This is a genomic window from Micromonospora echinospora, assembly GCF_900091495.1.
GTDB lineage: Bacteria > Actinomycetota > Actinomycetes > Mycobacteriales > Micromonosporaceae > Micromonospora > Micromonospora echinospora.
Genome location: NZ_LT607413.1, coordinates 6,845,933 through 6,867,685, shown reverse-complemented (window position 1 = coordinate 6,867,685; position 21,753 = coordinate 6,845,933). Strand labels below are relative to the sequence as shown.

The following is a 21,753-nucleotide window of genomic DNA, read 5'->3' as shown; positions in this document are numbered from 1 at the left end:
CCGCCGGGTCGATGCTGTGGCGGAATTGTTCATGGCTGTTCCGGCCCCCGGGCCGGTGGTGGACCGTGCCCATTTCCGAGCTGCTGGGACAGGTCGGTCGGGCCGGGACCGGATATTGGGGTGTGCTGTGGGTGGGGTTCCTGAACGGTCGACGTCCGACCGTGTGTCATGGGCCGGAATCGGCATGCCGACGACGAATTCCGCCGTTCCTGAAGCGTTGGACGAAGCTGTTTTCCGTCCGTCGCCACGACGGGGCCCGGACCGGACCGCGCGCCAGCGGCCCCGGCCGGTGCCCGGGGCCGTCGTAGCGGCCGGGGGCGCCTGCACCTGCTGACCCGAGTACCCGAGCCTGCTTCCCACCGCGTCGGCACCTCCCCCGACCGGTCGACCCGCGCCACCTCGACGACGAGGCTGGCCGGGCCCGGTCGACGGAGCACTCTCCCGTTGAGGACACGTCCATGCAGCATCCCGATCAGGCAGCGTCGCGTCACGACTCGCCCACCGCGCCGGCGGTGGAGGAATGGCTTCGGCAGCACCTGGCCGTCCAGCTCGGTCTGGACGCCGCTGGTCTGGACGCGCACGAGCGTTTCCACCGGTACGGTCTCACGTCCCTGCGCGCTGCGGGGCTCATCGCCGGCCTCTCCCGATTTCTCGGGCGACCACTTCCGGCGACCCTTGTCTGGGACCATCCGACCATCGATTCGCTGGTGCGGTTCCTCAGCGAAGGCGACCGCACACCATCTGTCACGGATTCCCGCCCCGTTCTGGGCGAGTCGGAACCGATCGCGATCGTCGGAATGGCGTGCCGCTTTCCCGGGGCGCGGAACACCGACGCCTACTGGCAATTGCTGACCGAGGGTCTCGACGCCATTACCGAGGTGCCGGCCGACCGGTGGGACGTCGACCATTTCTACAGTTCCGCTCCGGACGCTCCGGGCCGGACGAGCACCCGTTGGGGCGGTTTCCTCGACCAGGTGGACCGTTTCGACGCCGGGTTCTTCGGTCTGGCCCCGCGCGAGGTGATCCAGATGGACCCGCAGCAGCGGCTGTTCCTGGAGCTGGCGTGGGAGGCCCTGGAGGACGCCGGCATCGTCCCCGGGACCCTGAAGGACAGCCCCACCGGCGTGTTCTGCGGCGCGATGTGGCAGGACTACGCCCGGCTCGCCGCCTGCCGTCCCGAGGACGTCACCGCGCACACCGCGACCGGCCACGACCTGAGCGTGATCCCGGCCCGGGTGTCGTACCTGCTCGGACTCCAGGGGCCGAGCCTCGCCGTCAACACGGCCTGCTCGTCCGCCCTGGTCGCGGTCCATCTGGCCTGCCAGAGCCTGCGCTCCGGCGAGTCGACGGTGGCGCTCGCCGGCGGCGTCAACCTGACCATCGCCCCGGACAGCACGGTGGCGATGTCCAAGTTCGGGGCGATGGCACCGGACGGCCGCTCCAAGGCCTTCGACGCGCGGGCCAACGGCTACGTACGGGGCGAGGGCGCCGGCATCGTCGTGCTCAAGCCGCTGTCCCGGGCGCTCGCCGACGGCGACCCCGTCCACTGCGTGATCCGTGGCTCGACGGTCAACAACGACGGCTTCAGCAACGGACTCACCGCCCCCAATCCGCAGGCGCAGGTGGCCATGCTCCACGCTGCCTACCAGCGGGCGGGCGTGGCACCCGAACGGGTCCACTACGTGGAGACGCACGGCACCGGAACGTTCCTCGGCGACCCGATCGAGGCCAACGCCATCGGCGCCGTGCTCGGCGCGAACCGCCCCGCCGACCGACCCCTGGTGATCGGATCGGTCAAGACCAACATCGGTCACCTGGAGGCCGCCGCCGGCATCGCCGGCCTGATCAAGACCGCGCTCGCGATCCGGCACCAGACCATCCCACCGAACCTGCACTTCACCCAACCGAACCCGCACATCGACTTCGCGCGGCTCCGACTGCGCGTCCCCGGTGCCGTCGAGCCCTGGCCGCACCCGGAGGAGAAGCCGCTCGCCGGCGTCAGCGCCTTCGGCTTCGGCGGCACGAACTGCCACGTGGTGCTGGAGGGGACCACCCCGCAGCCGGTCCACCTGCTCCCGCTCGCCGCGCCGGATCCCGCCACGCTGCGCACGGCCGCCCAGGCCGTACGGGAGGCCGCCACCGGCCCGGTCGCCCTGGCCGACCTCTGCCACACCGCCGCCCGCCGGCTCACCGACCAGCCGTACCGGCTCGCCCTGCCCGCCCGTACCCGCGACGAGCTGGTCAGCCGACTCGACCAGTGGCTCGACACCGCCCCCGACTCCGTTCCCGCGCCGTCGTCGCCCCGGGTGGTGTTCGTGTTTCCGGGTCAGGGTGGTCAGTGGTGGGGGATGGGTCGGGAGTTGGCTCGTTCGGAGCCGGTGTTCCGTGGGGTGTTGGGGGAGTGTGCGGCGGCGTTTTCGGGGTTTGTGGACTGGTCGTTGGTGGAGGTGTTGGAGGGGGAGTCGGTTCCTGAGGGGATCGATGTGGTGCAGCCGGTGTTGTTTGCCGTCGAGGTGGGGTTGGCGGCGTTGTGGCGGTCGTGGGGTGTGGAGCCTGCGGCGGTGGTGGGGCATTCGATGGGGGAGGTCGCGGCGGCGTATGTCGCTGGGGCTTTGTCGTTGTCGGATGCGGCTCGGGTGATCTGTGAGCGCAGTGGTTTGTTGCGGCGGATTTCGGGTCGTGGGGCGATGGCGGTGGTGGAGTTGCCGGCTGCCGAGGTTGAGGTGGTGGTGGCTCCGTTTGGTGGTGCGGTGGTGGTGGCGGCTCTGAATGGGCCGGTGACGACGGTGGTGGCGGGTTCGTCGGAGGCGGTGGACGCGGTGGTGGCGTCGCTGTCGGGTCGGGGGGTGTTCGCGCGGCGGGTGCAGGTGGATGTGGCGTCGCACAGTCCGCAGGTGGATGGGTTGCGGGAGGAGTTGGTGGCGCGGTTGGTGCCGTTGTCGCCTCGTGCGGCGGTGGTGCCGTTGTATTCGACGGTGCGGGCGCGGGTGCTTGCGGGTTCGGAGTTGGATGCCGGGTACTGGTGGGAGAACCTGCGGGAGCCGGTGCGGTTCGCGCCGATGGTGGACCGGTTGCTGGATGACGGCCTGACCTGCTTCCTGGAGATCAGCCCCCACCCGGTCCTCGGCACCGCCATCGAGCAGAGTCAGGCCCGACACCCCGGCCGGGGCGTGACGCTCGCCTCGACCCGCCGCGACGAGGACGAACGCGCCGCGATGCTCGACACGGTGGCCCGGCTTCACGAACTCGGGCAGCCGATCCACTGGCCGGCCCTGTACCCGCAGGACGTCGTGCCGGTGCCGCTGCCGTCCGCACCGGACACCGCTGCCTCGACCGGCCCGGCCCGGCCCACCCCGCAGAACGCGCCCGACGAGGCGGCCACCGTCTCCGACACCCGGGCCGCGGTGGATGGTCGAGCCACCGGGGACGCCGTGCTGCTGCCGCTGTCGGCGCACACGCCGGAGGCGCTGACCGACCTGACCCGGCGCACCCTGGACCTGCTCCGCCGCCACCCCAACCTCGACCTGCGCGACCTCGCCCACACCGCCGCCGTACGGCGCACCCACCACGGCGTCCGGCTCGCCGTCGCCGCCACCTCCCACGCGGACCTCCTCGCCCAACTCGAAGCGCACCTCGCCGACGGCCGCCCGTCCGACCCGGTACCCGCCGGCCCGGCCCGCCGGGTGGTGTTCGTGTTTCCGGGTCAGGGTGGTCAGTGGTGGGGGATGGGTCGGGAGTTGGCTCGTTCGGAGCCGGTGTTCCGTGGGGTGTTGGGGGAGTGTGCGGCGGCGTTTTCGGGGTTTGTGGACTGGTCGTTGGTGGAGGTGTTGGAGGGGGAGTCGGTTCCTGAGGGGATCGATGTGGTGCAGCCGGTGTTGTTTGCCGTCGAGGTGGGGTTGGCGGCGTTGTGGCGGTCGTGGGGTGTGGAGCCTGCGGCGGTGGTGGGGCATTCGATGGGGGAGGTCGCGGCGGCGTATGTCGCTGGGGCTTTGTCGTTGTCGGATGCGGCTCGGGTGATCTGTGAGCGCAGTGGTTTGTTGCGGCGGATTTCGGGTCGTGGGGCGATGGCGGTGGTGGAGTTGCCGGCTGCCGAGGTTGAGGTGGTGGTGGCTCCGTTTGGTGGTGCGGTGGTGGTGGCGGCTCTGAATGGGCCGGTGACGACGGTGGTGGCGGGTTCGTCGGAGGCGGTGGACGCGGTGGTGGCGTCGCTGTCGGGTCGGGGGGTGTTCGCGCGGCGGGTGCAGGTGGATGTGGCGTCGCACAGTCCGCAGGTGGATGGGTTGCGGGAGGAGTTGGTGGCGCGGTTGGTGCCGTTGTCGCCTCGTGCGGCGGTGGTGCCGTTGTATTCGACGGTGCGGGCGCGGGTGCTTGCGGGTTCGGAGTTGGATGCCGGGTACTGGTGGGAGAACCTGCGGGAGCCGGTGCGGTTCGCGCCGATGGTGGACCGGTTGCTGGATGACGGCCTGACCTGCTTCCTGGAGATCAGCCCCCACCCCGTGCTGGCGGCGGGCATCGAGCAGAGCTGCCGGGCGCGGGGCGGCGACGGCGTGGTCCTCGCCTCCACCCGCCGGGACAACCCGGAGCGGCTGGCCATGCTGGACACCGCCGGCGAGCTGTACCGCCTGGGCGTACCGGTCGACTGGACCGCGCTGCACCCGACCCCCGGCGCGGTCGTCCGCCTGCCCGACTACCCCTGGCAGCGGGAACGGTACTGGGCCGACGAGCCGGTCACCGCGCCCGCCCGCGCCCGGCACACCGGCGGCCACCCGCTCCTCGGTGGGCACGTCGAGTCGTCGCTGGGCGCCCACCTCTGGACCACCGAGATCGACGTCGACGCGCTGCCGTACCTCGCCGACCACCGGGTACGCGGCCAGGTCGTCGTCCCCGCCGCGGCGTACGTCGAGATGGCCCTGGCCGCCGCCGGTGAGCTGCTCGGCACGCCGGCCCGGACGGTCGAGCGCCTCGACGTCGTCGCGCCGCTCGCCCCGTCCGGGGAGCGGCCCGTCACGGTCCAGGTGACCCTCACCGGAGACCCGTCCGGTCGGCTCGCCTTCCAGTGCGCCAGCCGGCAACCCGACGAGGACGGACAGCCGGGCGGCTGGCAGGTGCACGCCCGGGGCGACGTCCGCGCCGGTGGAGCCGCCGTCGCCGACCACGAGGCGGACGGCATCTCCCGGCCGGACGGACCGGGGCTGACCGGGGACGAGCACTACGCGGCGATGCGGGTCCGGGGCCTGGACTACGGCCCGCGCTTCCAGGGCGTACGGCAGCTGTGGCGGGCCGACGGCGAGGCGTCCGCGCGGATCGACCTCGCGGCGGACCTGTCCGGCGGGTACGGCGTGCACCCGGCGCTGCTGGACAGCTGCCTCCAGGTGGCGATCGCCGCCCTGCCCGGCGCGGCCGACGACACCTGGGTACCGGTCCGGATCGAGCGGCTCGACCTGCGGGAACACCCCGGTACGACGCTGTCCTGCCGGGCCCGGCTGCGGCCCGCCGAGGCCGGCGACGCGCGGTCGCGCACCGTCGACCTGGTGGTCCGCGCCGCCGACGACGACCGGGTCCTGCTGGTCGTCGACGGCCTGCGCCTGCGCCGCCTGGCCCGCGACGCGTCCGACGCCGGCCTGCTCCACGAGATCCGCTGGGAGCCCCTCGTCACCCCGCCCGGCGACGCCGACTGGACCGGCCGGTGGCTGCTGCTCGCCGACCGGGACACCACCCTCGACGCCGCGCTGGCGGCCCGGGGCGGTCGTTGTGTCGTCGTCCGGCCGGGTCCGACCTACCGACGGCTCGCCGCCGACCGGTACGAACTCGACCCGGCCCGGCCCGAACAGCTCCGGGACCTGCTCGCCGACGCCTTCGGCGCGGACCGCCCCTGCCGGGGTGTGATCCACCGCTGGGCGCTGGACGCCGGGGGCGCGAAGCCCGACCCGACCGCCCTGGAGGACGCCCACCGGCTGGTCGCCGACAGTGTGCTGCACCTGGTGCGGGCGCTGCACGACCTCCCGCCGGCGCAGCGGCCCCGGCTCTGGCTGGTCACCCGGGACAGCCAGGCGGCGGTGCCGGGCGACCGGGTCTCCGCGCCGTTGCAGGCCCCACTGTGGGGACTCGGCCGGACCATCGCCCAAGAGCACCCCGACCTGCGCTGCACCCGGATCGACCTCGGCGCGGACCTGCCCGACGAGGACACCGCCCTGCTCACCGCCCTGCTCACCCCGGCCGAGGAACCCGACCTGGCCCTGCGTGGCGACGACCTGCTCGTCTCCCGCCTGGTCGCCGGTGCCTCCGGCGCGGCGCCCGCCGTCGCCGAACCGGCCGGCGACCGCCCGTTCCGGCTCGAACTCGACCGGGCCGGCACCCTCGACGGGCTCCACCTGCGTCCGTTCACCCCGGCCGTGCCGGGCCCCGGCGAGGTGCTCGTCGAGGTGCGGGCCAGCGGCCTGAACTTCCGGGACGTGCTGAAGACGCTCGGCGCGTACCCCGGCCTGGACGGCGCGGAGGCCACCCTGGGCGACGAGTGCGCCGGGGTGGTGGCTGCGGTCGGGCCGGACGTGACCGACCTGCGGGTCGGCGACGCCGTGGTGGCCGTCGGCAGCCGGTGCGTCGGCACCCATGTCCGGGCCGACGCGCGGCTGGTCGCGCCGAAGCCCGCCGGCCTCGACTTCGCCGACGCCGCGACCATCCCGATCGCCTTCCTCACCGCCGCGTACGCCCTGGAACACCTGGCCCGGGTCGAGCCGGGCGAGCGGGTGCTGGTGCACGCCGCCGCCGGTGGGGTCGGACTGGCCGCCGTGCAGCTCGCCCGGGCCGCCGGGGCCGAGGTGTTCGCCACCGCCGGCAGCGCCGAGAAACGCGCCTACCTGACCTCGCTGGGCGTGCCGCACGTGCTGGACTCGCGCAGCACCGCCTTCGCCGAGCAGGTGCGCGCCGCCACCGGCGGACAGGGCGTGGACGTCGTGCTGAACTCCCTGGCCGGCGAGTTCATCACGCACGGCATCGCCGCGCTCGCCCCGTACGGGCGGTTCGTGGAGATCGGCAAGCGGGACATCTACCAGGACCGGCCGATCGGCCTCGGTGAGTTCCGCCGTAACCTGGCCTTCTTCGCGGTCGACCTGGACCGGATGTTCACCGAGCGGACCGTGCTGCTCGGCGCGCTGCTGCGCCGGATCGTCGCCCGGGTCGACGCCGGTGAGCTGCGTCCGCTGCCCACCCACCGGTTCCCGGTCGCCGAGGTCCGCGACGCGTTCCACCTGATGGAGCAGGCCGGCCACATCGGCAAGATCGTGCTGACCGTGGCCGACCGGCAGGACGTCCCGGTCGTCCCGACCCCCGGTGCCGCCCGGATCCGCCCCGACGCCAGCTACCTGGTCACCGGCGGCTTCGGCGGGCTCGGCCTCGGGGTCGCCCGCTGGCTCGCCGACGCAGGCGCCCGCCAGCTCGTTCTGGTCGGCCGCACCGGCGCGCCGGAGGACGCCCGGCCGGTCCTCGACGACCTGGCCCGGGCCGGGGTGGAGGTGATCGCCCTCGCCGCCGACCTCACCGTCGCCGACGAGGTGGCCCGGGTGCTCGGGCACGTCCGGGAACACCTGGCGCCGCTGCGCGGCGTGGTGCACGCGGCCGGGGTGCTGGACGACGGCATCCTGCTCCAGCAGACCGCCGAACGGTACCGGCGGGTGGCCCGCCCTAAGGTCGACGCCGCGTGGCACCTGCACGACCAGACCCGCACCGAGGCCCTGGACTTCTTCGTCCTGTTCTCCTCGGTGACCTCCGTGCTCGGCTCACCCGGCCAGGGCGGCTACGCGGCCGGCAACGCCTTCCTCGACGCGCTGGCCCACGCCCGCCGGGCCGCCGGCCTGCCGGCGCTGAGCGTCAACTGGGGACCCTGGTCGGCGGTGGGCATGGCGGCCCGGCTGGAACAGGGCGGCCAGGAGGCGCTGCGCGGCCTGCGTGCGATCAGCCCGGACCAGGGCGTCGCCGTCCTCGGCGGGCTGCTCGGGCGGGACACCGCCCAGGTCGCGGTGATGCCCTTCGACGCCGCCGAGTGGGTGGCCGCCTACCCGGCCGCCGCCCGGAGCAACCAGCTGGCCCGCCTCGGCACCGACGCGGCCGGGCAGCCGGCGACGGCCGGCGCTCGCGCCGACTTCCTGGCCGCCGAGCCGGGACGCCGCCGCCGGACGGCGATGGAGGCGTACGTCCGCCAGGAGGCCTCCCGGGTGCTGCGCCTGGCCCCGGCCCGGATCGGCGTCGACACCCCGTTGCGCAGCCTCGGCTTCGACTCGCTGATGTCGCTGGAACTGCGCAACCGCCTGGAGGCGGGCCTCGGCGTCCCACTGTCCTCCACGGTGCTCTGGAACTACCCGACGATCGAGGTGCTCGTGCCCTACCTCGCCGAGCGGATGGCGATCCCGCTCGACCCGCCGGCCGGTCCGGACGACCCCGACGGCGCCGGCCCCGGCCCGGCCGCGCCCGGCCCCGCCGGCGATCCGGGTGACCTTTCGGTCGACGACGACCTGGGCGAACTCTCGGTCGACGACCTGGAGGCGCTGCTCGTGCAAGAACTCAACGACCTCGATTCCTGACGGCGGACAAGGAACCGACATGCCCTCAGCGGAACACTCCTCGGCGGCGACGCTGCACCGCGCGTTGACCGCGGTGCGCGACATGCGCGCCAAACTCGAGGCCAGCGAGCGTGCCCGGACCGAGCCGATCGCGGTCGTCGGCATGGCCTGCCGGTTCCCGGGCGGGGCGAACAGCCCCGAGGCGTTCTGGACGCTGCTGCGCGACGGCGTCGACGCGGTCTCGGAGGTGCCCGCCGACCGGTGGGACGCCGACACCCTCTACGACCCGGACCCCACCACGCCCGGCCGGGTCAGCAGTCGCTGGGGTGGCTTCCTGGACCAGGTGGACCGGTTCGACGCGGCCTTCTTCGGCATCTCCCCCCGGGAGGCCGACCAGATGGACCCGCAGCAGCGGCTGATGCTGGAGGTCGCCTGGGAGGCCCTGGAGAGCGCCGGGCAGACCACCGACCGGCTGGCCGGCAGCGCCACCGGGGTCTTCGTCGGCGTGCACAGCCACAGCAACGACTACACCTGGCTCCAGTACGCCGATCCGGAACGGATCGACACCTACACCGGCACCGGCACCTCGCACAGCGTCGTCGCCGGCCGGATCTCGTACCTGCTCGACCTGCGCGGGCCGAGCGTCGCCCTGGACACCGCCTGCTCGTCGTCCCTGGTCGCGGTGCACCTGGCCGTGCAGAGCCTGCGCACCGGGGAGTGCCGGACCGCGCTGGCCGGCGGGGTGAACCTGGCGCTCGGCCCGCACTTCGCCATGGCCACCACCAAGATGCGGATGATGGCCGCCGACGGCCGCTGCAAGACCTTCGACGCCGCCGCCGACGGCTTCGTGCGCGGCGAGGGCTGCGGCGCGGTGGTGCTCAAGCGCCTCTCCGACGCGCGGCGCGACGGCGACCCGGTCCTGGCGGTGATCCGGGGGTCGGCGGTCAACCAGGACGGCCGGACCAACGGCCTGACCGCCCCGAGCGGACTCTCCCAGCGGCAGATCGTCGCGCAGGCCCTGACCAACGCGGGCGTCGAACCGGCGGCGGTCGGCGCGGTCGAGGCCCACGGCACCGGCACCGCGCTCGGCGACCCGATCGAGATCGAGGCGCTGACCGAGGTGTTCGGCCCGGCGACCGGGCAGAGCCGACCGGTCGTCCTCGGCTCGGTCAAGACCAACATCGGTCACCTGGAGGCCGCCGCCGGCATCGCCGGCCTGATCAAGGTGGTGCTGTCGCTGCGGCACGAGGCCGTCCCGGCCCACCTGCACTTCCGTACCCTCAACCCGAACGCCTCGCTGGCCGGGACCCGGTTCGTCATCCCGACCGAGCTGCGTCCCTGGCCCCGGGGCGAGCACCCCCGGTACGCCACGGTCAGCTCGTTCGGCTGGTCCGGCACCAACGGCTGCCTGGTGGTGGCGGAAGCCCCCGCCGAAGGCACCCCCACGCCCGCCGGAGAAGCCTCCGCGCTCCCCGGGGAGGCTCCCGCGCCCGCCGCCGAGGAGGCCGACCGGGTCGAGCTGCTGCCGCTGTCCGCCCGCAGCCCGCAGGCGCTGCGCGCGCTGGCCGGCGCGTACCGGTCGATGCTGGCCGACACCGACGTGCCGCTGCGCGACCTGTGCTGGACGGCGGCCGTCCGGCGCAGCCACCACCCGTTCCGGGCGGCGGTCACCGGCCGCGACCACGCCGAACTGGCCGACCGGCTGGCCGCCGTCGTCGACGCCCCCGCCCCGGCCGAGGCGGCCGTCCCGGACGTCCCGGCCGGACCGGTCTTCGTCTTCTGCGGCCAGGGCGCGCAGTGGGCCGGCATGGGCCGCGACCTGCTGACGACCGAACCGGTCTTCGCCGAGACGCTGCGCCGCTGCGACGAGCTGTTCCACGCCCTCGCCGGCTGGTCGCTGGTCGACGAGCTCCTCGCCGACGAGGACCGGTCCCGGCTGGACCGCACCGAGGTCGCGCAACCCGCGCTCTTCGCGGTGCAGGTTTCCCTCGCCGCGCTCTGGCGCTCGTGGGGCGTCGAACCCGAGACGGTGATCGGGCACAGCGTCGGCGAGGTCGCCGCCGCCCACGTCGCCGGGGTGCTCACCCTCCAGGACGCGGTACGTGTGGCGTACCACCGGGGCCGGGTCATGCAGCCGGCGCACGGGCTCGGTCGGATGGCCACCGTGGCGCTGCCGGAGCACGAGGCGGCGCAGGCCGTGGCCGGGTACGGCGACCGGCTGACCGTCGCGGCGGTCAACAGTCCCACCTCGACCGTGCTGGCCGGCGACGCCGACGCGCTGGCCGAGATGCTGGTCGCGCTCACCGAACGGGGCGTGGCCAGCCGGCCGCTGCGGGTCGAGTACGCCTTCCACAGCCCGCAGATGGCCCCGTTCCAGGAGCCACTGATCGAGGCGCTGCACGGCGTCACGCCCCGCCCCGCCGTGGTGCCGATCGTGTCCACGGTGACCGGACTTCCCGCCGCCGACGGGGACTACGGCCCGGCGTACTGGGCCCGCAACATCCGGCAGCCGGTCCGGTTCGCGGCGGCCCTGGCCCAGCTCGACGGGGCGGGCACCGGCTGCACCGTGATCGAGGTCGGCCCGCAGCCCGTCCTGGCCCGGCCGATCGTCGAGCAGTTCGAGTGGCACGGCCGCCCCGGCGCGGTGCTGGCGTCGATGCGGGCCGGCACGGACGGCCGCACCACGCTGCTGACCGCGCTCGGCGGGCTCTACCGCGCCAACCACCCCCTCGACTGGGCGCGTGTGCACCCGAGTCCCGGCCGGTGCGTGCCGCTGCCCGGCTACCCGTGGCAGCGCCAGCGGCACTGGCTGCGCGCCACGCCCCGCCCGGCCCACCGGACCCCGGCCCCGGGCGGGCACCCGCTGCTCGGCCGGCGGATGCGTACCGCCGTGCCGACCTTCGACAACGTCCTCGACGCCGGCGGCTTCCTCGGTGACCACCGGATCCACGGCGCGGCGCTGCTGCCGATGACCGCGTACCTCGAACTGGCCCTGGCCGCCCACGGCGGCACCACCCCGGCCCAGGTCACCGACCTGGTGCTGCACCAGCCGCTGGTCCTTGCGGACGACGCGCCCCGCGCGGTGCAGGTCGTGCTGACCCCCGACGCCGGTTGGTTGCAGGGGCCCCCTGCTACGCGGAAAGCGGTAACAGGGGACCCCGCCAGGCACCCCGGCGGCGGCGTACAGGTGTTCAGCCAGCCGGCCACCGGCGGCGACGACCAGCCGTGGAACCGGCACGCGACCGGGAAGGTGGCGGAGTACACCCCGCCCCCGGCCGACCACCGCGACCCGGCGACGCTGCCCGACGGGCTCACGCCGGTCGACGTCACGTCCTTCCACCAGCGACTCCGGACGGCCGGCATCGCGTACGGCCCCGCCTTCACCGGCCTGCGTGAGCTGTGGCACGGCACCGACCAGGCCCTCGGCTGGGTCACCCTCGCCGACGACCTGGAGACCGCCGCCTACCGCTGGCATCCCGCCCTGCTCGACGCCGCCCTCCAGGTGGCCCTGGCCGCCTTCCCCGACGACCCGGCCGACGCCTGGCTGCCGATCGGCCTGGACCGCTTCGCCCCGGTCACCGCTCCCGGCCGGCAGGTGTGGAGCCACGCCCGGCTGCGCAGCCGCAGCGCCGAGGCGGCCGTCGCCGACGTCGACCTGCGCACCGCCGACGGGGTCCTGGCCGCCCGGGTCGAGGGCCTGCTGCTGCGCCGCGCCGACCGGCACGCCCTCCCCGGCACCGCCGCACCCGAGATCCGGTACGAGATCGCCTGGGAGCCGGCCGAGCCGACCACCCCGACGACCGGCACCGGTGACTGGCTGCTCCTGGCCGACCAGGGCGGCACCGGCACCGCCCTCGCCGAGCTGCTGCGGTCCCGGGGTGAGCGGGTCGAACTGCTGCCCCCGGACGCCGACCCGACCGGGCCGCTACGGCACCGGACCTGGCGCGGCGTGGTCGACCTCGGCGGTCTCGACGCGCCGGCCGGCGAGCCGGCCCTGGACGAGGTGCTGGCCGCCCACGAGCGGGCCGTCCGCCGGACGCTCGACCTGGTGTCCACCCTGGCCACCGACGACTCTTCGGCGCCCCGGCTGTGGCTGGTCACCCGGGGCGCCCGGGCCGTCGTCCCCGGCGACCCGGTCGCCGTCACCCAGGCCCCCGCCTGGGGGCTGGCCCGCGCGGTCAACCGGGAACGCGCCGACCTGCGCTGCGGCTGTGTCGACCTCGACCCGGCCGACCCCCGGCCGGTGGCCCCCGAACTGGCCGACCTGCTGCTCGCCGCCGACGGCGAGGACGAGGCCGCGCTCCGCGACGGCGTCGTGCACGTGCCCCGGCTGGTGCCCGCCACGCCGCCGGCCGGGGACACCCGCCCGGTGCGGCTGCGGATCCGCGAACGCGGCGTGCTGGAGAACCTCACCCTCGAACCGGCCGCCCGCCGCCAGCCGGAACCGGACGAGGTGGAGATCCGGGTCCACGCCACCGGCCTCAACTTCCGGGACGTGCTGAACACCCTCGGCATGTACCCGGGCGAGGCGGGCCCGCTCGGCCTGGAGTGCGCGGGCGAGGTCGTTGCCGTCGGCGCGCGGGTCGACGCCCTCGCCGTCGGGGACCGCGTCCTCGCGCTGGCCCCGGCGAGCTTCGCCAGCTATGTCACGGTGTCCGCCGCGCGGGTCGCGCCGATCCCCGCCGGGCTGGACTACGCCGAGGCGGCGACCGTCCCGGTCACGTACCTCACCGCCGCGTACGGGCTGCACCACCTGGCCCGGCTCAAGCCCGGCGAGCGGGTGCTGATCCACGCGGCGGCCGGCGGGGTCGGGCTGGCCGCCGTACGGCTGGCCCACGCCGCCGGGGCGGAGGTGTTCGCCACCGCCAGCCCCGCCAAGTGGCCGGTCCTCACCGAGCTGGGCGTCCGGCACGTGTTCCACTCCCGCACCCTCGACTTCGCCGACGCGGTCCGCGACCGCACCGACGGGCAGGGCGTGGACGTGGTGCTGAACTCGCTGGCCGACGAGTTCATCCCACGCAGCATCGACGTGCTCCGCGAGGGCGGCACCTTCCTGGAGATCGGCAAGCGCGGCATCTGGGACGCCGAGCGGGTCGCCGGGCTGCGGCCCGACGTGCAGTACCACCCGTTCGACCTGGGCGCGGTCGCCGACGCCGACCCGGAGCTGATCCTGGCGACGCTGCGCGAGCTGACCGACGCGCTCGGCGCGGGCCGGCTCGCCCCGCTGCCGCTGCGGGCCTTCCCGCTCGACCGGGCGGTGGACGCGTTCCGCCACATGGCCCAGGCCCGCCACGTCGGCAAGGTCGTGGTGACCCACGACCACCCGCCCGTGGTACGCCCCGACGCGACGTACCTGATCACCGGTGGTCTCGGCGGGATCGGCCCGGCGGTGGCCCGCTGGCTGGTCGAGCAGGGCGCCCGCCACCTGGTGCTGCTCGGCCGCAGCGCGCCCTCGGCGGAGACCGCCGCGACCCTGCGCGACCTGCACCCCGACGCGCGGATCCACATCCGACAGGCCGACGTGGCCGACCCGGACGCCCTGGCCGGTGTGCTCGCCGAGATCGTCGCCACCCTGCCGCCGCTGCGCGGGATCGTGCACGCCGCCGGGGTGCTCGACGACGGGGTGCTCGCCCAGCAGACCTGGTCGCGGTTCGCCGGGGTGCTCGCCCCCAAGGTTGCCGGCGGCTGGAACCTGCACCTGCTCACCCGGGACCTGCCGCTGGACTTCCTGGTGTTCTGCTCGTCAGTGGCCGCGCTGCTCGGCTCGGCTGGCCAGAGCAGCTACGTCACCGCCAACACGTTCCTCGACACGCTCGCCCACCACCGGCGGGCCCGGGGCCTCGCCGCGACCAGCGTCGACTGGGGACCGTGGGCCGACGGCGGCATGGCCGCCCGCCTGGACGACCGGCAGCGGCAGCGCCTCGCCGCGCAGGGCTTCCGGGCGATCCCGGCAGACGAGGCCACCCACGCCCTCGGCCGGCTGCTCGACGCCGGGACCGCCCAGGCCGGGGTGTTCGCCGTGGACTGGTCGACCCACCTGCACGGATACGGCGACCGGCCACCGGCGCTGCTGGCCCGGCTGCGCCGCACCGAGACGCCGCCCGCCGGACCGACCGGGAAGGCCCCGACCGGCGGGGCCCGGGAGCGCATCGAGGGCGCGCACCCCACCGAGCGCCGCCAACTCCTCCAGGAGTACGTGCAGTGCGTCGCGGTGACCATCCTCGGCCTGCCCCCGGCCCAGCCGGTCAACCCGCAGCAGCCGCTGCGGGAACTCGGCCTGGACTCGCTGATGGCGGTCGAACTGCGCAACGCGCTGGGCGGGTTCGCCGGGCGGCACCTGCCCAGCACCCTCGCCTTCGACCATCCCACGGTGACCCGGCTGACCGACTACCTGCTCCGCGAACTGTTCCCCGAACCCGCGACGCCGGCCCCGGCGTCCGGCCCCCCGCCGACCCCCGACGTGCCGGACGACCTGGTCGCCCGGGTCGCCGCCCTGGACGACGCCGACGTCGAGGCGCTGCTCGCCGCGAAACTCTCCGCCCTGGAGGTGAGGACCACCCATGAGTGACACCGGAGCCGCCGCGGCGACGCTGTCCCCGCTCAAGCGCGCCCTGGTCGCGATCGAGACCCTCCAGGCCCGCCTGGACGAGATCGAACGCGCCCGGACCGAACCCATCGCCGTCGTCGGCGTGGGCTGCCGGCTGCCCGGCGGCGCGAACAGCCCCGACGAGTTCTGGACCCGGCTGCGCGACGGCGTGGACCTGATCTCCGAGGTGCCCGCCGACCGCTGGGACGTCGACGCCTACCACGACCCGGAGCAGTCCACCCCGGGCACGATGAGCAGCCGCGACGGCGGCTTCCTCGACCAGGTCGACCGGTTCGACCCGGGCTTCTTCGGCCTCTCCCTCGGCGAGGCGGCCAGCATGGACCCGCAGCAGCGGCTGCTGCTGGAGGTCGCCTGGGAGGCCCTCGAACACGCCGGGTGCGTGCCGGCGAAGCTGGCCGGCACGCACACCGACGTGTACGTGGGCATCAGCACCTGGGACTACTCCCTCCTGCTCGGCGGCGCGCCCATCCGGGGGCTCTCCGGCACCGCGTTCAGCATCGCCGCGAACCGCCTCTCCTACGTCTTCGACCTGCACGGCGCCAGCCTCGCGGTGGACACCGCCTGCTCGTCGTCGCTGGTCGCGGTGCACCTGGCCTGCCAGAGCCTGCGCGCCGGCACCGCCCGCACGGCCCTCGCCGGCGGCGTCAACGTGATGCTCTGGCCGGAGACCACGGCGGCGTTCTCCCAGGTCGGCATGCTCTCCCCGGACGGACGCAGCCGCACCTTCGACGCCAGCGCCAACGGCTACGTGCGGGGCGAGGGCGCCGGCATCGTCGTCCTGAAACGACTCTCCGACGCGCGCGCCGACGGCGACCGGGTGCTGGCCGTGATCCGGGGCTCGGCGGTCAACCAGGACGGACACAGCAACGGCCTCACCGCCCCCAACAGCGTCGCCCAGGAGGCGGTGCTGCGGGCCGCCCTCGCCGACGCCCGGATCGCCCCGCACCGCGTCGACTACGTCGAGGCGCACGGCACCGGCACCACCCTCGGCGACCCGATCGAGGTGCGCGCGCTCGCCGCCGCGCTGGGCTCCGGCCGCGACCCGGACCACCCGCTGCTCCTCGGCTCGGTCAAGACCAACACCGGGCACCTGGAGGCCGCCGCCGGCATCACCGGGCTGATCAAGGTGGTGCTGGGCCTGCACCACGGCGAGATCCCCCCGCACCTGCACCTGCGCGAGCTGAACCCGCACGTCGAGTGGCACGAGCTGCCGCTGCGGGTGACCACCACCCGCACCGCCTGGCCATCCCCGGCCGGGCAGCGGGTCGCCGGGGTCAGCTCGTTCGGCTTCGGCGGCACCAACGCCCACATCGTCCTCGGTGACGCGCCGGCCCCGACCGGCGAGGCCCCGACCGACGACCGCCCGCTGCGGCTGCTGACCGTCTCCGGCCGCAGCGAGGAGGCCCTGCGCGACCAGGCCCGCCGGTACGCCGACCGGCTCGCCGTGCCGCCCACCCCGACGCTGGCCGCGCTCTGCCACACCACCAACACCCGGCGCACCCACTTCGCGCACCGGGCGGCGGTGCCGGTGGCCGACCTGGCCGCCGCCCGCGCCGCGCTGACCACGCTCGCGGCCGGCGACACCCCCGACGGGTTGCACCGGGGCGCCGTCCCCACCGGCACCCGGCGTCGACTGGCGTTCGTCTTCCCCGGCCAGGGCGGCCAGCACATCGACATGGGCCGCGAGCTGTACCGGACCGAACCGGTGTTCCGGCGCACCATCGACCGCTGCGCCGAACTGTTCGACGTCCACCACCCGTGGCGGCTGCGCGACGTCATGTACCCCGCCGAGGGCGGCGTCCGGTACCCGATCGACGAGACCGAGTACGCCCAGCCGACGCTCTTCGCGATCCAGTGCGCGCTGGCCGAGACGTGGCGCTCCTGGGGCGTGCGCCCCGACGCGGTGATGGGCCACAGCCTCGGCGAGTACGCCGCCGCCTGGGTCGCCGGGGTGTTCAGCCTGGAGACCGGGGTCCGGCTGATCGTGGAACGCGGCCGGCTCACCCGGACCCTGCCGCCGACCGGCATGATGGCTGCCTGCTCGGCCTCCGCCGAGGACGTCACCGCCCTGCTCGACGGGTACGCCGGCCAGGTGGCGGTCGCCGCGGTCAACGGCCCCGAGCACACCGTGATCTCCGGCGAGAAGACGGCCGTGCAGGCGGTACTGGAACGGCTGGAGGAGGAGTTCGTCCTCACCCGTCCGCTGCGGGTGTCGTACGCGTCGCACTCGCCGCTGCTGGAGCCGATCCTCGACGAGTTCGAGAAGTCCATCACCGGGCAGGAGTTCGGCGAACCGCAGATCCCGTTCATGTCGACCTACCGGGCGACCATGCTCCGCTCGGGCGTCTGCCACGACCCGGCGTACTGGCGGCAGCAGCTCCGCGAGCCGGTCCGGTTCCTGGAGGCCACCCGGGCGCTCGCCGCCGAGGGCTACGACACCTTCCTGGAGATGGGCCCGAAGGACACCCTGATCGAGATGGGCAAGCGCTGCCTGCCCCGGGGCACCGGCCGGTGGCTGCGCTCGCTGGACCCGGAGACCGGCAACTGGCAGACCCTGCTGGACAGCGCGGCCGGCCTGCACACCCACGGCATCGAGTTCGACTGGGACGCCTTCGAAGGCGTCGCCCACCCGCCGGTCGACCTGCCGACCTACCCCTTCCAGCGGCGCCGCTGCTGGCTGGACCCGGAGCAGATCCGGGCACACCGCCTGACCACGGAAGACCAGAGGTGACCGCCATGCCCGACGTACTTCAGGTGACCGCCGACGGGTCGGGAATCGTCCGGGTCGCGATCTGCGACCCGGAGCGGGAGAACCGGCTCAGCTACGACCTGGTCGACCAGCTCATGGCGACCCTGGACAAGCTGGCCGGCGACGAGTCGGTGAAGGTGCTGCTGGTCACCGGCACCAGGGAGATCTGGTGCGCCGGGGGCACCCTCCAGATGCTCAAGGAGATGGCCAGCGGCGTGTACGACGAGCGCCGCCTGCTCGCCCTCTCCGACCGGCTGCTGAGCTTCCCGGTGCCGGTGATCGGCGCCCTGGAGGGGCACGCCGTCGGCGGCGGCCTGGCCCTGGCGCTCTGCTGCGACCTGACCGTCGCCGCCGAGAACCGCCGGTACGCGGTCAACTCCGCGAGCATGGGGTTCACCCCGGCGATGGGCCTGTCGGTCCTGCTGCCGGCTGCGGTCGGTCACCACGTCGCCGCCGAGATGATCTTCACCGGCAAGTACTACAAGGGCCGCGAGCTGGCCGACCGGCGACTGTTCAACGCGGTCGTCCCCGCCGACGAGGTGCTGGCCCACGCCACCGACCTCGCCGAGCAGATCGCCGAGAAGCCCCGCTACGTGCTGGAGCTGCTGAAGGAGACGCTGGCCCTGCCCAAGCGGCACCTCCTCCAGGACGCCATCGCCCGCGAGCCGCTGATGAACCGGGTCTGCTTCGCCCAGCCCGGCAGCGACGCCCTGCTCGACCAGACGTACCTGAACTGACCCGAGACGAGGAGAACACCCCCATGCGGGTAGGTATCGAGAAGCTGAACCTGTACGGCGGTCGCGCGTACCTGACGATCGCCGACCTCGCCTCCGCGCGCGGCGGCTCCCTGGACGAGCTGGAACGCCGCCAGATGGTGCCCTACGAGGCCCGGTCCATCATCCCGCCGTACGAGGACCCGGTGACCCTCGCGGTCAACGCCACCGAGCGGCTGCTCACCGACGCCGACCGCGAGCAGATCGAGCTGGTCGTGGTCGCCACCGAGTCCGCCGTGGACTTCGGCAAGCCGATCTCCACCTGGGTGCAGCGGCACTCCCGGCTGCCCGCGCACAGCCGCAACTTCGAGGTCAAGCACATGTGCTACGGCGGCACCGCCGCGCTGCGCGTCGCCGCCTCCTGGGTCGCCTCGAACGTCCGCCCCGGCAAGAAGGCCCTGGTCATCAACAGCGACCTGAGCCGTACCCGCAACCACGTGCAGACCGAGGACGACGACCTCGGCGAGCTGATGGCCGGCGGCAGCGCGGTCGCCATGCTGGTCAGCGCCGAGCCGACCGTGTTCGAACTGGAGCTGGCGAAGGCCGGCTACTGGACCAACGAACTCTCCGACGCGTTGCGCCCCAACTCGCGTACCGAGATCATCACCGGGCAGACCAGCTTCTACTCGTACCTCGACGCGCTCGAGGAGACCTACGAGCGGTACGAGCACCTGGTCGGCGAGGTCGACTTCGACGCGTACTTCCGGAAGAACATCTACCACGCGCCGTTCCCCGGCATGACCAGGATCGCCCACAAGACCCTGCTCAACCGGATCGGCGTGTTCGACAAGGCGGCCATCGAGGCGAGCTGGCGGGACCGGGTCGCCGACAGCACCCACTTCGCCCGCCGGATCGGCAGCGCGTACGGGGCGTCCACCTTCATCTGCCTGCTCGGCATGCTGCACGCCGGCAGCGGCTTCGCCGCCGGGGACCGGTTCTCCGTCTTCGCGTACGGCTCCGGCTGTCAGGCCGAGTTCTACAGCGGCCTGGCCGGCGCGGACGCGCAGACGTACGTCCGGGGCCTCGACGTGGACGCGCACCTCGACTCCCGGGTCCGCCTCGGCGTCGAGCAGTACGAGCAGATCGAGAAGGCGTGCGAGTCGAACATCGACGAGCCCAGCTACGAGCCGCTGACCCAGGACGTCGGCGACCTCTACGCGCAGCGCTATGACGGCCAGCGCCTGCTCGTCCTCGAAGGCGTCCGCGACTACCAGCGCCACTACACCTGGAGCTGATCGTGGACCGCGCGGTTCGCTCCGAGATCGCCGACGGCGTCTGCTTCGTGACGCTCGTCGCCGCCGCCAACGGCAACGCCATCAACTTCGACCTGATCGACGGGTTGGAGGAGGCGCTCGACGCCGTGGACGCCGACCCGGACTGCCGGGCCCTGGTGCTCACCGCCGAGGGGGACACCTTCTGCCGGGGGCTCGACCTGGAGGCGTTCTTCGTCCACGGTCGACTGCCGGAACGCGAGCAGCTCCGTCGGCTGCCGGCCTGCCTGGCCCGGCTGCGGCGAGCCCGCGTACCGGTGATCGCCGTCGCGGACGGCGAGGCCATGGGCGGCGGCGTCGGTCTCCTCGCGGCCTGCGACCTGGTGCTGGGCACCCCGAACGCCCGGTTCATGCTCTCCGAACCGATCGTCGGCCTAGTGCCCGCCACCATCGTGCCGTTCCTGCTGCTGCGCATCGGCCCGGCCCGGCTGCGGGCGATGACGCTGAGCACCCGGGGCGTCGAGGCCGCCGAGGCGCACACCTACGGCCTGGTCGACGAACTGGTCACCGGCGGCGTCGAGCCGGCCCTGCGGGCCCAGCTGCAACGGATCTTCCGGTCCGCGCCGGCGGCGCTGGCCGAGACCAAGCGCTACTACGACCGGTGCAGCGCCGCCGACCTCGACGAACAGATCGAGGCGGGCCTCGACCTCTTCACCGGCTGGCTGGCCCGGCCGGACGTCCTGGCCGGGGTCACCGCGTTCGGGGAGGGCTTCGCACCACCGTGGTTCGCACGCTATCGAGGGCGGATGGATGTTCCAGGTCATTCGGGTACGTGAGGTGGAGCCCGGCATCGCCGAGCTGACCCTCGACGACGCCGAGCACGACAACCGGCTCAGCGACCGGCTCTGCGACGAGCTGCTGGCCGCCCTGGCGCAGCTCGCCGCAGACCCGCAGCTCAAGGTGTTGCTGCTGCGCGGCCGGCCCGAGGTGTTCTGCGCCGGGGCCACCATGGACGCGCTGCAACGGGTGCTCTCCGGCACCCTGCACGTCAAGGACCTGCTGCTGTCCCGGCCCATGCTGGACTTCCCGGTGCCGATCGTCGGCGCCCTCGAAGGACACGCGGTCGGTGGCGGCCTGGTGCTCGCGCTCTGCTGCGACCTCGTGGTGGCCGCCCGCAACCGGCGGTACAGCACGAACTTCGCCCGGATGGGCTTCACCCCGGCGATGGGCACCACCACGCTGCTGCCGGCCGCCGTCGGGGCCGCCACCGCCGCCGAGATGACCCTCACCGCCCGCTACTACAAGGGCGCCGACCTCGACGGACGCGGCTTCTTCAACGCGGTCGTCCCGGCCGCCGAGGTCGTCGACACCGCCCTGGAGTACGCCCGCCGCATCGCCGAGAAGCCCCGCCACGTGCTGGAGCTGACCAAGGAGAGTCTCGCCCAGCCCCGACGGCAACTGCTGCGCGAGGCGATGTCCCGCGAGCACCTCATGCACCGGGTCTGCTTCGGCCGACCCGAGGTCGCGGACATCGTCGCCGAGACCTACCTCACCTGAGAAGTACCACCGAGAAGGAGCAATGACATGGAACGCCAGCAGGTCGTCGACGTGGTGACCAAGCACATCCGACTCAACGCCGAGGGCCTCGACGGCAAGCCCGTCGACACCTCGAAGTCGATGAAGGAGTTCGGCCTCGGCAGCCTCGACATCGTCGAGATCGTGTCGGCCTCGATGCGGGAACTCAAGATCCGGGTGCCCCGTACCGAACTGGCCAACCTGTCCAACGTCGACGAACTGGTCGACCTCTTCCTGAAGGTCAAGCAGGAGCAGTAGGTCCCGGTCCAGCAGGAGCAGTAGG

The 21,753-nt window shown here is 73.9% G+C and carries 8 protein-coding genes; all 8 read left to right on the top strand.

What is annotated here, in order from left to right; translation table 11 throughout:
• The first annotated feature begins 458 nt into the window (after positions 1–458).
• From GA0070618_RS29205 to GA0070618_RS29170, 8 genes are read left to right on the top strand one after another with little or no spacing between them, the layout of a single operon-like run.
• Entirely contained in the window at positions 459–8,576 is an 8,118-nt protein-coding gene (locus GA0070618_RS29205) for a type I polyketide synthase (protein ID WP_088984503.1), read from the top strand.
• Positions 8,577–8,595: 19 nt separating this feature from the next.
• Positions 8,596–15,123 (top strand): type I polyketide synthase, encoded by a 6,528-nt coding sequence (locus GA0070618_RS29200; protein WP_088984502.1) that lies wholly within the window; start codon positions 8,596–8,598, stop codon positions 15,121–15,123.
• Positions 15,116–17,893: a type I polyketide synthase gene (locus tag GA0070618_RS29195; protein WP_088984501.1), complete on the top strand. Its 2,778-nt coding sequence runs from the start codon at positions 15,116–15,118 to the stop codon at positions 17,891–17,893. Before GA0070618_RS29200 ends, GA0070618_RS29195 begins: the two co-directional genes overlap by 8 nt.
• 5 nt (positions 17,894–17,898) lie before the next feature.
• Positions 17,899–18,648, top strand: coding sequence for a polyketide synthase (locus GA0070618_RS29190; protein ID WP_088985920.1), 750 nt, complete (start codon positions 17,899–17,901; stop codon positions 18,646–18,648).
• 23 nt (positions 18,649–18,671) lie between these two features.
• Positions 18,672–19,919, top strand: coding sequence for a hydroxymethylglutaryl-CoA synthase family protein (locus tag GA0070618_RS29185; protein WP_088984500.1), 1,248 nt, complete (start codon positions 18,672–18,674; stop codon positions 19,917–19,919).
• Between the two features lie 2 nt (positions 19,920–19,921).
• The gene (locus GA0070618_RS29180) at positions 19,922–20,731 is read left to right on the top strand and encodes an enoyl-CoA hydratase/isomerase family protein (protein ID WP_157749037.1); all 810 of its coding nucleotides are present in this window, start codon (positions 19,922–19,924) and stop codon (positions 20,729–20,731) included.
• Complete coding sequence (locus GA0070618_RS29175; protein WP_088984498.1) at positions 20,706–21,452, top strand: polyketide synthase; 747 nt, start codon at positions 20,706–20,708, stop codon at positions 21,450–21,452. Before GA0070618_RS29180 ends, GA0070618_RS29175 begins: the two co-directional genes overlap by 26 nt.
• Positions 21,453–21,479: 27 nt before the next feature.
• Positions 21,480–21,728 (top strand): phosphopantetheine-binding protein, encoded by a 249-nt coding sequence (locus GA0070618_RS29170; protein WP_088984497.1) that lies wholly within the window; start codon positions 21,480–21,482, stop codon positions 21,726–21,728.
• The last annotated feature ends 25 nt before the right edge of the window (positions 21,729–21,753 follow it).

Excerpts from the sequence above, each read along its gene's own strand:
- GA0070618_RS29190 (WP_088985920.1), top strand. The coding sequence starts at position 17,899 with ATGCCCGACGTACTTCAGGTGACCGCCGACGGGTCGGGAATCGTCCGG.
- GA0070618_RS29200 (WP_088984502.1), top strand. The coding sequence starts at position 8,596 with ATGCCCTCAGCGGAACACTCCTCGGCGGCGACGCTGCACCGCGCGTTG.
- GA0070618_RS29205 (WP_088984503.1), top strand. The coding sequence starts at position 459 with ATGCAGCATCCCGATCAGGCAGCGTCGCGTCACGACTCGCCCACCGCG.
- GA0070618_RS29185 (WP_088984500.1), top strand. The coding sequence starts at position 18,672 with ATGCGGGTAGGTATCGAGAAGCTGAACCTGTACGGCGGTCGCGCGTAC.
- GA0070618_RS29170 (WP_088984497.1), top strand. The coding sequence starts at position 21,480 with ATGGAACGCCAGCAGGTCGTCGACGTGGTGACCAAGCACATCCGACTC.
- GA0070618_RS29195 (WP_088984501.1), top strand. The coding sequence starts at position 15,116 with ATGAGTGACACCGGAGCCGCCGCGGCGACGCTGTCCCCGCTCAAGCGC.
- GA0070618_RS29175 (WP_088984498.1), top strand. The coding sequence starts at position 20,706 with ATGTTCCAGGTCATTCGGGTACGTGAGGTGGAGCCCGGCATCGCCGAG.